The sequence below is a fragment of the Gordonia sp. DT30 genome, assembly GCF_049844915.1.
In the GTDB taxonomy this organism is placed as follows: domain Bacteria; phylum Actinomycetota; class Actinomycetes; order Mycobacteriales; family Mycobacteriaceae; genus Gordonia.
Genome location: NZ_JBNCLY010000040.1, coordinates 1 through 13,232 on the forward strand (window position 1 = coordinate 1; position 13,232 = coordinate 13,232).

At 67.8% G+C, this 13,232-nt stretch carries 9 protein-coding genes and 1 pseudogene; 1 reads left to right on the forward strand and 9 read right to left on the reverse strand.

The genetic code is table 11. The features are described 5' to 3' along the window. Nucleotides 1–84: 84 nt before the first annotated feature. On the forward strand, nt 85–1,803 hold the full coding sequence (locus tag ACLQ3C_RS21060) for a SulP family inorganic anion transporter (protein WP_425707051.1): 1,719 nt from the start codon (nt 85–87) through the stop codon (nt 1,801–1,803). Nucleotides 1,804–1,808: 5 nt separating this feature from the next. On the opposite strand, the gene ACLQ3C_RS21065 is transcribed toward ACLQ3C_RS21060, so the two are convergent. The 9 genes and pseudogenes from ACLQ3C_RS21065 to ACLQ3C_RS21105 all read right to left on the reverse strand — a co-directional run. Next, a complete protein-coding gene (locus ACLQ3C_RS21065) occupies nt 1,809–2,588 on the reverse strand; it encodes an IclR family transcriptional regulator (RefSeq protein WP_425707052.1) in 780 nt (259 codons plus the stop codon). A 62-nt stretch (nt 2,589–2,650) separates the two neighbouring features. Then, nucleotides 2,651–5,104 (reverse strand): GcvT family protein, encoded by a 2,454-nt coding sequence (locus ACLQ3C_RS21070; RefSeq protein WP_425707053.1) that lies wholly within the window; start codon nt 5,102–5,104, stop codon nt 2,651–2,653. Beyond that, a complete protein-coding gene (locus ACLQ3C_RS21075) occupies nt 5,101–5,643 on the reverse strand; it encodes a sarcosine oxidase subunit gamma (RefSeq protein ID WP_425707054.1) in 543 nt (180 codons plus the stop codon). The genes ACLQ3C_RS21070 and ACLQ3C_RS21075 overlap by 4 nt, the downstream gene beginning before the upstream one ends. Next, nucleotides 5,636–8,443 carry a 2Fe-2S iron-sulfur cluster-binding protein gene (locus ACLQ3C_RS21080; protein WP_425707055.1) on the reverse strand — a complete coding sequence of 936 codons (2,808 nt, stop codon included), beginning with the start codon at nt 8,441–8,443 and terminating at the stop codon, nt 5,636–5,638. Before ACLQ3C_RS21080 ends, ACLQ3C_RS21075 begins: the two co-directional genes overlap by 8 nt. Continuing rightward, entirely contained in the window at nt 8,440–8,706 is a 267-nt protein-coding gene (locus ACLQ3C_RS21085) for a sarcosine oxidase subunit delta (protein WP_425707056.1), read from the reverse strand. Before ACLQ3C_RS21085 ends, ACLQ3C_RS21080 begins: the two co-directional genes overlap by 4 nt. Nucleotides 8,707–8,751: 45 nt before the next feature. Then, the gene (locus ACLQ3C_RS21090; protein WP_425707057.1) at nt 8,752–9,966 is read right to left on the reverse strand and encodes a sarcosine oxidase subunit beta family protein; all 1,215 of its coding nucleotides are present in this window, start codon (nt 9,964–9,966) and stop codon (nt 8,752–8,754) included. Between the two features lie 11 nt (nt 9,967–9,977). After that, the gene (locus ACLQ3C_RS21095) at nt 9,978–11,033 is read right to left on the reverse strand and encodes an FAD-binding oxidoreductase (protein WP_425707058.1); all 1,056 of its coding nucleotides are present in this window, start codon (nt 11,031–11,033) and stop codon (nt 9,978–9,980) included. Then, nucleotides 11,030–12,367 carry an aromatic ring-hydroxylating oxygenase subunit alpha gene (locus tag ACLQ3C_RS21100; protein ID WP_425707059.1) on the reverse strand — a complete coding sequence of 446 codons (1,338 nt, stop codon included), beginning with the start codon at nt 12,365–12,367 and terminating at the stop codon, nt 11,030–11,032. The genes ACLQ3C_RS21095 and ACLQ3C_RS21100 overlap by 4 nt, the downstream gene beginning before the upstream one ends. Nucleotides 12,368–12,668: 301 nt before the next feature. Then, nucleotides 12,669–13,232: pseudogene (locus tag ACLQ3C_RS21105) on the reverse strand (HNH endonuclease); the annotation flags it as partial.

The following is a 13,232-nucleotide window of genomic DNA, read 5'->3' on the forward strand; positions in this document are numbered from 1 at the left end:
CGGCTTTTGGGCGTCCAGTGCGTGCCATACCCAACCCTACAACATATTCAATGAATTAACGGCGCGGAACACTAGCCTGACGTGATGAAGCGGTCCGTGCTGACTCGTCTGGTGCCGCCGGCTCTGGCCGGCTATCGGCGTTCGTGGTTGCGGACCGACCTCGTCGCCGGATGCACCCTGGCGGCGGTGGCGATCCCGGAATCCATGGGCTACAGCTCGATTGCGCATGTGCCGGTGGTCGCCGGGCTGTACACGATCATTCTGCCGGCTGCGGTGTTCGCGGTGCTCGGTTCGTCGCGGCTGATGGTGGTCGGCGCGGACTCCGCGACGGCGGCCCTGCTGGCATCGGGTATCGCCGGACTCGGCGTCGCCGGACTGGTGCCCGGCTCACAATCGTGGCTTCGGTGGGCATGTCTCATCGCCATCGTCACCGGCGGCCTCCTCGCCCTGGCCCGCGTGTTCCGGCTCGGCTTCCTCGGCGACTTCCTGTCCACCGCCGTGCTGATCGGATTCCTGGCAGGCACCGGCATCACCGTCATGACCGGTCAGGTCCCGGCGCTGCTCGGTCTGCCGGGCACCGACGGGTCGATCGCGACACGGTGGTGGGCGATCGTGTCGAATCTCGACCACATCAACTGGGCCACCGCTGGATTCGCCGCCGCCGCCATATTGGCGCTGGTGCTCGGCGGGCGTCTGGCGCCGCGGTTTCCGGTCGCCGTGGTGGTGGTGATCGGCTCCATCGCGGCGGTGGCGGTCTTCGGCTGGGGCGATCAGATCGCGGTGGTCGGCGCCGTGCACGGTGGGCTGCCTGACTTTGGGTGGCCGACGGCGATGGGATTCGGTGACGTCGTGAAGGCGGCGACGGTGGCCGGCGGCTGCGCATTGGTGATCTTGGCCCAAAGTGCCGCAACCGCACGCAGCTTCGCCCAGCGCCATGGCCAGAACGCCGACGTCGATCGTGACGTCGTCGGCTTGTCGGCTGCCAATCTGGTGGCCGGGTTCTCCGGCACCTTCGTCGTCAACGGCAGCCCCACCAAGACGCAGCTCCTCGACGATCAACGCGGGCGGACCCAGGTCGCGAATCTGACGATGGCCGCGATCACGTTGCTGGTGGTCGTCTTCGCCGACGGGTTGCTCGCCGATCTGCCGCACGCCGTACTCGCCGCGATCGTGTTCCTCGTCGCCCTGCGGCTCATCGACGTGCGCGGCTTCGTCCGGATCTGGCGGATCCGGCCGATCGAGTTCGGGATCGCCGTCCTCACGGTGGTCGTCGTCGTGGCATTCGGGGTGCAGGTGGGAGTCGTCGCATCGATGGTGGTGTCGCTGCTGGAACTCGTCCGTCGACAGTACCGGCCCGAGCGCTTCGTCCTCGGTGTCGGTCTGCACGGGCATCCGCGCTACGAGCCGGCCACTCCGGGCAGTCAGTCGTTGCCGGGCCTGATCGTGTTCCGGTATGACGCAGACCTGTTCTACGCCAACGCCGGCCGGTTCGCCGACGACGTCATGGCGCTGGTGAACCGCGCACCCGATCCGGTGCGCTGGCTCGTGCTCGACGCCTCGGCGATGAGTGACGTCGACTACTCGGCGTCAACCGTCCTGACCGATCTCATCGGCTACATCCACTCGCGTGGTGCGCATTTCGTGCTGGTCGGGGTCGACCCGGAATTGCAGCGAACGCTGGGAACCGAACACATCCTGGGCGAGCTGAGTCCCGATCACATCTTCGCGTCGGTGTCCGACGCCCTGCGCGCCTACCGGCGGATCGACCCCGGTGGTCGGCAACAGACGCCAACGGAGCAGTGACGGATTCAGCCGGTGAAGCCGAAGCGGGCGTTGAGTTCTGCGGCCGCACCACGCACCGCGTCGGCGATCTCGTCGGCGCGTTCGGGGTCGAACCGGTAGCGCGGACCGGACACACTCAGTGCCGAGATCACCGTTCCGGTGTGATCGCGGATCGGCGCCGCGATCGCCACCAGCCCGACCTCGAGTTCTTCGTCGGCGAGGGCCCAGCCGCGTTCGCGGACCGCGGCGAGATCGGCCAGCAGGGCGTCGATCCCGGTGATCGTGTGGTCGGTGTAGCGGGGTGGGCCGCCGGCGAACAGGGCTCGGACCTCGTTGTCCGGCAACGCACTCAGCAACACCTTGCCCGAGGAGGTGGCGTGTGCCGGCGAGGTCTGCCCGACCCAGGTCTGCAACGCCACACTCGACGTCCCCTGCGCCTCGACGAGATTGACGGCCTGATCGCCACTGCGGACGGCCAGATTGGTGGTCTCACCGAGGTCGGCGGCAAGCTTCTCGCAGATCTCCTGCCCATGCTTGGCCAGGTCGAGTGTCGCGCTCGTCGAGCCGGCCAACCGGACGATGGCATATCCGATGCGGTACTTGCGTCCGGCGGGTTCCTGCTCGACGAAGCCGCGGTTCTCCAGCGAGCCGATGATCCGGGACACCGTCGATTTGTGGACGCCGAGTGCGCCGGCCAATTCGGTGACGCCGGCCGAACCGAGTCGGCCGATGAGTTCGAGGATCTGCAGGGCCCGGTCCACGGACTGCACCGAACCGGTCTGCGGGGCGCTCTCGTTGCTGGGCATGACGGATCCAACCCTAGCCGAGCCGGTCACGGTCCGGTGGACGTGCGCGGTGCCGCCGGGTGTCACCGGCGGACGCGCGACATCGAGGGGTCGACCGAGACGTCGGGGGCGACGGCCGCCCGATAGGTGGCGAGTTGGTAGGCCACGGTGACCTCGGCGCCCTCGTCGAGATCGGCGGGAAGCCAGGCGTAGGCGAGGCAACGGCCCAGCGTCGGCGACCACGCGGCGCTGGTGACGTAGCCGGCCACGGTGGCGCCCACCGACACCGGTTCCTTGCCCAGCACCACCGCAGTGGGGTCGTCGAACATGATGGTGCGCAGGCGTTTCGGAGCGTCTCGACTGGTGAGGGCGCTCTTGCCGATGAAGTCGCCCTTGGTCATTGCGATAGCGAAGCCGAGTCCGGCCGCGTCCGGGGTGTATTCGGTGGTCAGGTCGGTGCCCGCCGAGCGGTAGCCCTTCTCGATGCGTAACGCGTTGAACGCGATTCGGCCCGCCGCGATGATGCGGTGCGGGCGTCCGGCGTCGGTGAGCAGGTCCCACAGTGCGAGGCCGTGCTCGGCGTCGGTGTAGATCTCCCAGCCCGATTCGCCGACGTAGGAGACACGCATCAGTGTCACCGGGATCGATCCGACGGTGGTCTGGGCGCACCGGAAGTATCTGAGTCCGTCGTTGCTCAGATCCGTCGGGGTGATCGGGGCGAGCACCTCGCGGGCCAGTGGGCCCCACAGGCCGACGCCGCAGGTCGCGGTGGTGATGTCGCGCAGGGTCACTCCGTCGGGCGGCAGGTGGCGGGTGATCCGGTCGACGTCGAGCGGTCCGTTCGCGCCGACCCGGAAGGCATCGGCGGCCAGCCGTGTGACGGTGAGATCCGAACGGATGCCACCCATTTCGTCGAGCAGTAGGGTGTAGGTGACCGACGCCACCGACTTGTCGAGGTCGTTGGTGGTCAGCCGCTGCAACAGGTCCAGGGCACCCGGCCCGGTCACGTCGAGGCGGGTCAGCGGCGTCATGTCGTACAGGGCGACGTGGCTACGGGTGTGTGCCGCCTCGGCCACCGAGATCGGTGACCAGTGACGCGCCGACCACGAATCCCGTTGGGGGATCGCCATCCCGGCCGCGACGAGCTCGTCGAGCACTGTCTGGTTGGTCTCGTACCAGGCCGGCTGTTCCCAGACGCCGGGTGCCCAGAACTCGGCACCGAGCGCCACTTCCCTGGGGTAGAAGGGGCTGACGCGGATCCGGCGCGGTGCCGCACGCTGATCGTGGGGATGGATGACGTCGTAGACCTCGACGAAGGACTGGGAACTGGTGGTGCGGATGAAATCGTCGTCGAGTGCGGCGTCGTCGAAGCGGTACAGATCGAATTCATGGGTGTCGACCGATGGGGTGCCGTCGACCATGGCCTCGGCGACGGTGCGGGCGATGCCCGCCGAATGGGTGACCCATACCGCCTCGGCGACCCAGAATCCGCTGAGGTCACGGTGTTCGCCGACCACCGAATGTCCGTCGGGGGTGAACGAGAAGATGCCGTTGAAACCGTCGTCCACCTTGCCGGCGCCGAGTTCGGGGATCAGCCGGATCGTCTGTTCCCACGCCTCGGCGAAGTCGTCGGGGGTGAACATCAACTTCGACGGCATGTCCGCGTCGGAGGTGGTGGTGTTGTGGTCGAGGGCGCTGAGGTCGGTGGGCATCGGCCGGTGCCCGTAGTAGCCGATGCCGATCCGGTCACCGTGCTCGCGATAGTAGAGGTCGTGATCCTGGTGGCGCAGGATCGGCAGAGATGCCTCGGCGAGTGCAGAATTGGCGCCCGCCCGGGATTCGAGCGGGGTGGTGACCGCGTACTGGTGGGCCATCGGGACCAGCGGGATCGTCAAGCCGACGCGTCGGCCGAATTCCCTGCCCCAGAAGCCCGTACAGCACACCACGATGTCGGCGTCGACGACACCGGTCGCGGTGCGCACCCCGCGCACCGCGCCGTTGGACTCGACGACGTCGATCACCTCCTGATGGGCCAGGAACCGCGCGCCCCGCGACATTGCGCGTGCCGCTTGGGCTTCCACCGCCCGTATTGCCTTCGCCAGGCCGTCACGCGGGGTGAACAGTCCGCCGAGGATGCGGTCGGCGTCGAGCAGCGGATACCGCGCGGCGCACTGGGCGGGCACGAGAAGTTCGTACTCCACGCCACGTGATGCGGCCCAGCCGGCTTTACGATGCAGGTCGCCCCAACGGGTTTCGGTGGTCGCCACCTCCAGGCCGCCCACGTGGTTGAAGCACCAACCGTCCGGATGCGAGAGGCTCGAGAACTTCTCGAGGGTGTAGGAGGCGAGCTCGGTCATCGTCTTCGACGGGTTGGTGGCGAACACGAGACCCGGTGCATGTGAAGTGGATCCGCCGGTGGCAAAGAGCGGTCCGCGGTCGAGGACGGTGACGTCGGTCCAGCCGCAGAGGGTGAGCTCGTCGGCCAGGGAGGTGCCGACGATGCCGGCGCCGACGATCACGACTTTGGGTGTGGTCATGGGACACGACCTTCCGGGTTGTCGGTGGCTGCGGCCGCTGGGCCGGTGCAATACTCCGTGGAAGCGTCGACGAGCCAGCGGGTGAGGTGGCCGGTGAACGAGGACCGAACGAACAGGGCGAAGCCGTCGTCGACGCGGTGCAGGATCACCCCGGTCTGCGCGATCAGTGTCTGCGCGGTCTCGTCGGGCCCGAATGCCTTGGACGCCAAGTCGATGGCGCAGCCGTGGGCCAGCACGGTTTCGGCGCGGCAACCCGTGAGCAGCAGTCGGGTGCGTTGGCCGGTGGCGTCCAGGAAGTAGGAGGCATCTGGCTCGCCTGCGCGCGCGACGATCTCGCCGAGGTGGTCGGGTCCCGTGACGCCGGGCCGGCTCAGCAGCCATTCGTCGGGTCCCAGCCAGATCGCGACCTCGTCGCCGGTGCGGCGGATGTGGCAGGCGGCAGGAAGCTCCAGGCGGCTGATGGTCTCGGGGTCGGCGGTGCGCACGACGACCTGGGCGACAGGGGATTCGGTGCTCCGCACCGGGGGACGCTCAGCCATCGCGGCGCGCTCCTTCCGGATCGACGAAAACGGTTGTGGTGACCTCGACTTCGACGAGCTGGCCGCCGACGGGGACGTCGAGGTGGGTGCCGATCAGGGCGCGTCCACCTTTGACCAGTGCCAGCGCGAACGGCCGGCCGAGTTCGGCGCTGCGGTAGCTGGAGGTGACGTGGCCGAGCATCGGTACCGGTGGTGGAGGCAGGCACCGATCGGCGCGGTGCGCGATGATCTGCGCGCCCTCGGGCAGGGTGGTGGCGTCGGTGGGCAGCAGTCCGACGAGTTGTTTGCGCTGCGGATTCTGCTGGGCTGCACGGGTAAAGGAGCGTTTGCCGATGAAGTCGGGCTTGGCCGTGGACACCACCCAGCTCATGCCGAGGTCGTGCGGGGTGACGGTGCCGTCGGTGTCCTGCCCGATGATGGGATAGCCCTTCTCCGCGCGCAGGACGTGCATCGCCTCGGTGCCGTACGGAGTGATGCCGTGAGGCGCACCGGCATCGATGAGGGCGCGCCACAACGCGTCGGCGTATGGCGCGGCGACGTTGACCTCGAAGGCGAGTTCTCCGGAGAAGCTGATGCGCGCGACCCGTACCGGCGCACCGTCGAAAGTGGTGTCACGCCACTGCATGAAGCCGAACGCCTCGCGGGACACGTCGAGGTCGGCGAAGACCGCGCCGATCACGTCGCGCGAGCGCGGGCCGACGACCGGGAAGGTGGCGACGTGATCGGTGAGGGAGGTGGTGAAGACGCGCAGATGCGGCCATTCGGTCTGGTGCCACTCCTCCATCCAATCGAGGACCGTTGCTGCGCTTCCCGTGGTGGTGTACAAGGTGTAGCGGTCGGCGGCGATACGCAGCACGGTGCCGTCGTCGATGATCATCCCGTCGACACCGCACAGGACGCCGTAGCGCACCTTGCCGACCGCGAGGGTGCTCAGCACATTGGTGTAGACGCGGTCCAGAAACTCTCCGGCGTCGGGGCCGGCGACGTCGATGACGCCGAGGGTGGAGGCGTCGAGGATGCCGACTCCCGCACGGACGGCGCCACATTCGCGGAGCACGGCCGACTCCATGTCCTCCCCGCCCCGCGGGTAGAAGCGGGGACGCTTCCACTGCCCCACGTCCTCGAAGATCGCACCCCACTCGGCGTGCCACTCGTGCAACGGGGTTCGCCGCACCGGATCGTAGAGCTCGCCGCGGTTGCGCCCGGCGAGGGCGGCGAAGGAGACCGGGGTGTACGGCGGCCGGAAGGTGGTGGTGCCGGTGTCGGCGACGTCGACGCCGAGGAGTTCGGCGACGATACCCGACGCCACGATGCCGGACGTCTTGCCCTGATCGTGTGCGGTGCCGATCGTGGTGTACCGCTTGACGTGTTCGACCGAGACCATCCCGGCGCCGACCGCACGCCTCACGTCGGCCACGGTCGCATCTCGCTGCAGGTCGACGAACGACACCTGCTCGGCCGCTTCGGGGACCCGCCAGTAGACGGCGGTGGGCGCGGGTGTGCGATCGGTCGTGCGGGGCACGCCCCGATACTCGGGCGGGTTCACACCCAGCGAGCGTAAGGCGGCCAGCCCGCCGCGCCGACCGTCGGTGAGGCAGGCGCCGGTGGTGAACAGACCCCGTGCGGCGCCGACGATGTCGACATTCGGCAGTGTGCCGGTCGGGACGAAGGCGGCCGCGTCGGCGTCGAAGTCGATGGTGCCGCGCAGCTGACTCCACAAGTGCGCAGCGGGATTCCAGCCGCCCGATACCAGGACCGTGTCGCAGTCGAGGATACTGCCGTCGGCGATGCGGACTCCGCTGACCTCGTCGTCGCCGGACGCGGCGACGACGGTATCGTCGGCGCGGATCTCGATGCCCAGGCGAGTCGCCTCCGCACGCAGGTCATCGGAGACGTGCGTCCGTACGTCGACGATGGCGCGAATCTGCATACCGGCCCCGACCAGTGCGAACGCCTCACCGTAGGCGGAGTCGCCTGCGGTGAACACGACGGCGGTGCGCCCGACGAGCACACCGTGGCGGCGGAGATGATCGCCGGCCGAGCCGGCGAGCATCACACCGGGAAGATCGTTGTCGGCGAACACGATCGGCCGCTCGTGCGCGCCGGTGGCGATGATCGTGTGCCGCGCCCGGATGCGGTGGATGCGTTGACGCGAGACGTGCGCGGGCGCCGCCCCGAGGTGATCGGTGCGTCGCTCGACGGCCAGGACGAATCCGTCGTCGTAGGCGCCGAAGGCGGTGGTGCGTGACAGATGTGTCACGTGCGGGTGGCCGTCGAGTTCGGCGACCGCGTCGCGCACCCACGGTGCCGACGGGCCGGCACCACCGGCTTCGGGTCGCTCGTCGACCAGCAGGACGGCGACGCCGGCACGAGCGGCCATCAGCGCGGCCATCAGACCGGCGGCACCGGACCCGACGACCAGGAGGTCCGGATGATGGTGCAGCGCATCATAACGCGCGGTGTCGATGTCGGTGGACAGCGTGCCCCGGCCGGGCACGCCGTGGGCGATCAGACCGGGGCAGAGCTCGATCATGGTGGCCGGCATCATCGGTTCGATATACGGCGCGTCGATGCCGACCTGTGCGGTCGCGTCCTCGGACCACGATCCGGTGATGCCGCGCGGGCGGCCGAGGATCGTACTGGCGGTGACGGTGCGGATTCCGTTGGCCAGCAGGGCCGACGCAAGGGTGTCGCCGGCGTAGCCCTGGTAGGTGCGGCCGTCGAAGACGAAGTCGATCGGGCGGTTGCGGTCGATCCGTCCGCCGGTGCGTGTGCGAAACGCGTTGTGTACCTGGGTCATCGGTGCTCACCCGATTCCGGGCCGGAGAGAAAGCGGTACGTGACGGTGTCGCGGGTGATGGTGAACCATCGGCGGCAGCCGGCGCGGTGGCACCATCGTTCGGGCAGTGGCCCTTTCGGGTTGGGCCGGAAGAACAGGTACCGCGCCCACGTGGCGTCGTCGAGGGTGTCCGGATGTGCGGGGTAGGCGGTGTCCGCGGCGCCACCGTAGTGGAACTCGGTCTCCTCGCGTGGCCCGCAGTGCGGGCAGGGGATCATCTGCATCGGTGTCTCCCGGGTCTGGGTATCTGGTGGTCTGGGTATCTGTGGTCAGTGCGCGACGGCGGCGGCGCCGTGTTCGTCGATGAGGTCGCCGGTGGTGAATCGGTCGATGGTGAACGGTGCGTTGATCGGGTGTGGTACGCCGGTCGCGATGGTGTGGGCCAGACACCAGCCGACGCCCGGCGTGGCCTTGAATCCGCCGGTGCCCCAACCACAGTTGACGAACAGGTTGCGGTACGGCGTGGCGCCGAGGATGGGGGACGCATCGGGGGTGACATCGACGATGCCGCCCCAGGTGCGCAGCAGCCGGGCGCGGGCGAAGATCGGGAACAGCTCGACGGCGGCGGCCATCTGGCGTTCGATGATGTGGAACGCGCCGCGCTGACCGTAGCCGTTGTACGAGTCGACCCCGGCGCCCATCACCAACTCGCCTTTGTGGGCTTGGGAGACGTAGACGTGTACCGCGTTGGACATGACCACGGTCGGATGGATCGGCTCGAGGAGCTCGGAGACCAGTGCCTGCAGCGGATGTGATTGCAGGGGGAGGGCGAAGCCGAGCCGATCGGTCAACGTGGAGGTGTGACCGGCGGCGCACAGGGCAACGGTGCCGGCGCCGATGCGGCCCCGGGAGGTGTTGACGGCGGTGATCGTCCCGCCGGTCGTCTCGAAGCCCAAAACCTCACAGTTCTGGATGATGTCGATGCCCGATTCGTTTGCGCTGCGGGCGAATCCCCAGGCGACCCAATCATGTTTGGCGATGCCGCCACGTGGCTGGAACGTGGCGCCCATGACGGGGTAGCGGATGTCGGTGGAGGTGTTGACGATCGGGCAGATCTCGGCGACCTGCTTCGGGTCGAGCCAGTCGGCGTCGATGCCGTTGAGCCGGTTGGCCGCCACGCGCCGGATCGAGTCGCGGACGTCCTGCTCGCTGTGTGCGAGGTTGAGGACGCCGCGCTGACTGAACAGGATCGGATAGCCGAGTTCGTCTTCGAGTCCTTCCCAGAGTTTGAGGGAGTGTTCGTAGATGCCGGCGCTCTCGTCCCAGAGATAGTTCGACCGGATCAGGGTGGTGTTGCGGGCCATGTTCCCGCCGGCCAGCCAACCACGTTCGAGCACGGCCACATTGGTGATCCCATGGTTCTTGGCAAGATAGTGCGCGGTGGCGAGCCCGTGACCGCCGCCGCCGACGATGACGACGTCGTAGGTGGGGCGGGGATCGGGGTTGTGCCAGAGGAAGTCCGGGTGCCGGGGCTCGGTGGTCATGGTTGCCGTCCTCAGTAGTCGATCACGACGGGGCTGATGGGTTCGGAGCAGCAGAGCAGGATCTGGCCCTGCTCGATCTCGCGGCTGCGGATGCCGCCCTGATGATTCATCACGACGTCGCCGGAGATCTTGGTGACCTTGCAGGAGCCGCAGAGCCCGATGCCGCACGTGGATGGCAGTGTCACTCCGGCAGCTGCGGCGGCGGCCAGGATGGTGGTGCCCTCGGTGACGTGTACGCGGCGGGCGCGGCGGGTGAAGTCGACGGTGATGCCGTCGCTGTCGGCATCGGGCGTGGGCAGCACGAAGCCGAAGCTCTCCTCGTGTATGCGGGTGAGGCTCGCGCCGCAGGCGAGGAGCGCTGATCGCACCCGGCTGCGGAATGGTCCTGGGCCGCAGAGGAAGACCTCACGGTCGGCGAGGTCCGGGCAGAGCCGCGTCAGCGTGTCGGCGCCGAGACGTTTGTTGCTGCCGGGTGGTGCGACGGGGTGGTCGGCGGTCAGTGCGGTGAGTGCGAACGCCACGTCGAGACCGGGGTGGGCGACCGAGAGCTGCTCGAGTTCGGCACGGAACGGGATGTCCTCGAGCGTGCGGGCACTGTGGATGAAGACGATGTCGGGGCGGCGTGCAGCGGTGACATCGGTCGCGGTGCTGGTGGTGGTGGCGTCGTCGGTGGCGGCGCGGATCATCGACATGATCGGGGTGATGCCGCTCCCGGCCGAGATGAACAGGTAGCGCTCGGCGCCGGTACCGATATAGCTGAAGCGGCCGAGGGGGCCACTGGCGGTCATCGTCATACCGGGGGACATGTTGTCGTGCAACCAGTTCGAGACGTGGCCGCCAGCCTTGCGTTTCACCGAGATGGACAGCGTGTCGGGTCGGGTAGGAGGTGAGGAGATGCTATAGCAGCGTTGGACGGTGTGATCGTCGATGGTCACCCCGATGGTGAGGAACTGGCCGGGGTTGAACACGAAGGTGTGGGGTTCCACGGTGCGGAAGGTGAAGGTCGTCATGTCGTGGGTGGCCGGGACGCGGTCCACGCAGACCAGTAGGTGCTCATCGCTTCTCATACCGGCTCCGGCATGCTCGAAACCGGTGGCGCGATACCGAGATTGGAGCGCAGCGTGGTGATGTACCAGTTGACGAATGCCTCCACCTGGAACTCGGAGGGACCATAGGGGCCGGGCCGGTAGGCGGGGTCGGCGATGCCGCGATGAGCCAGCGCGACGAGGTCGGCGTCCTGGTTGTTGGTGATCTCCCAGACGCCGGTGAGTCGGTCGAGGCGGTAGTCGACGCCCTCGACGGCGTCGGCGTGGACCAGCCAGGTCGTGCGTACCAGCGTTCGGTCCGGCGCGACGGGGATGACGGAGAACAGGACGGCGTGGTCGCTGGTGATGTGCAGCCACATGTTGGGTTGCAGGTGCATCGACAGCCGGCCGAGCCGTCGGTCCGGAAGGTCATCGGACAGTGGGCGGGTACAGGCGGCGCTGCCGTCGAGGGTGAAGGATTCGCCGGCGAGGTCCATCGCCTCGCGTTCGATGTGGAACCCGGTTGGGCGGGAATCGAGTTGGGCGATGCGAACGTAGGGGAGCCCGAGGCGTTGCCAGACGTCGACCATGTCCGCGGTGGCCGCACGGTAGCGGTCGGTCACCGGACGCAGCCGGTCCGGGATGGCGTCGGCGTCGGAGTAGCCCCACGTCGGGAAGAACACGTTGAGCAGTTCGGGGTGTCCGTCGCAGTGGTAGCACTCGCGGTTGTTCTCCATGGCCAGTTTCCAGTTCCCGTTCTCGAGGAGATCGGTCTGCTTGGCGACCTTGGCCGTCGCGAGGTGATGCGGCGCGAGATACGGTTCGACGATGCCGGCGACCTCGTCGATGTCGGTGGGCGGGTCGTCGGCGAGGCAGATGAAGACCAAACCGGCGATGGTGCGGACGGCCACCGGCCGCAAGGAGAAGCACTTCTTGTCGAAGCCGGGCGCCTGGGCGTCGGCGAACCTCAATCGACCGTCCATATCGTAGGTCCAGGAGTGGTAGGCGCAGACGATGGTGCCGGTGGAGCCGCGCTGCGCGGTGATCAGGCGGGCGCCACGATGGCGGCAGACGTTGTGATGCGCGCGGACCACGTTGCCGTCGTCGCGGGTGATGATCACCGACCGTCGGCCGAAGTTGATGGTGACATAGTCGCCGGGGTCGGGGATCTCCGCTTCGGCGGCAGCGAAAAGCCAACGCGTGGAGAAGATCTGCTCCACATCCCGCTCGAACCATGACTGCTCGACGTAGAACGGGGCCGGCAGACTTCGGCCGACGACGCGGCCGGCGATGAGCGCATGCGACTCGGAATCGAGGTGCGCGGCACCGGGACCCGCTCCGGCATCGGCCGAGCCGGCGACGAGATGAGCGTTCATCGGCGTCGAATACCTCTCTGGGCAGACGAGTCCATGGATATGGCGACTGCATGGACATGGAGAAGGTGTGAGGATTCGTCGTCGACGCTGAGACGGATCGAACTGTTATCGAGTTGCTATATACGCAACGGTACGCATGATGTGCAACAAGTCTGCGCGCTGGCGCATGTGCTGTCAACCGGACGACGATCACCGCGAAAAACTGCAGATTCGGAGGACACGAAGCACGGCCGCCATGCCAGTAATCGGTAGCCGTTAGTCGCGGTTTCCGCGATCAAAGGCTGCAGATTTTCGCGAGCGGTCAGAGTCCGCGGGTGGCGAGTAGGTGGGCCAGGTGGGCTTCGATCGACGACTGGTCGGTAGCCACGACGGTGTCGGCGTCTTCGTACGTGTCGTCGTGGGTGATGATCTCGACGATGTCGTAGCCGCCGGTCGGGGTGCCGATGGTGGTGCGCAGGATCTTGTCACCGGGTGCCAAGCCCACCAGGCAGCTCCGGTCCGCGGCGATCGGATCGGTGAAGGTACCGGTACTGCTGTCCGGCAACGGTTTACCCGCGTCGGGTGGGTCGGGTGGTTGCCGGTGGATTTCGGCACGCACCTTCGCGAGCCCGGCAGTGAAGTCGGGCCCGACATCGGGCAGTTTGTTGACGCGTTTCGGGTTGGGTGGGGCGCCGGGGGCGGCGTTGCGCCGCCACCAGCAGCGTCCCGCGAGGGGTCCGTCGCGGTAGATGCCGGTGGTGTATTGGCCGAGTTTGTCGCCGACCATCCGGTTGTGTTTCGGGCAGGCGGGGGCGAGGTCGTCGATGTTGGTCAACCCGCCCTTCGCGTAATCGAGGGTGGCGTGGTGGATTTCCGAATGCGCGGC

Coding starts and splice junctions, on each gene's coding strand:
- ACLQ3C_RS21060 (WP_425707051.1), top strand. CDS start 85: ATGAAGCGGTCCGTGCTGACTCGTCTGGTGCCGCCGGCTCTGGCCGGC.
- ACLQ3C_RS21065 (WP_425707052.1), bottom strand. CDS start 2,588: ATGCCCAGCAACGAGAGCGCCCCGCAGACCGGTTCGGTGCAGTCCGTG.
- ACLQ3C_RS21070 (WP_425707053.1), bottom strand. CDS start 5,104: ATGACCACACCCAAAGTCGTGATCGTCGGCGCCGGCATCGTCGGCACC.
- ACLQ3C_RS21075 (WP_425707054.1), bottom strand. CDS start 5,643: ATGGCTGAGCGTCCCCCGGTGCGGAGCACCGAATCCCCTGTCGCCCAG.
- ACLQ3C_RS21080 (WP_425707055.1), bottom strand. CDS start 8,443: ATGACCCAGGTACACAACGCGTTTCGCACACGCACCGGCGGACGGATC.
- ACLQ3C_RS21085 (WP_425707056.1), bottom strand. CDS start 8,706: ATGCAGATGATCCCCTGCCCGCACTGCGGGCCACGCGAGGAGACCGAG.
- ACLQ3C_RS21090 (WP_425707057.1), bottom strand. CDS start 9,966: ATGACCACCGAGCCCCGGCACCCGGACTTCCTCTGGCACAACCCCGAT.
- ACLQ3C_RS21095 (WP_425707058.1), bottom strand. CDS start 11,033: ATGAGAAGCGATGAGCACCTACTGGTCTGCGTGGACCGCGTCCCGGCC.
- ACLQ3C_RS21100 (WP_425707059.1), bottom strand. CDS start 12,367: ATGAACGCTCATCTCGTCGCCGGCTCGGCCGATGCCGGAGCGGGTCCC.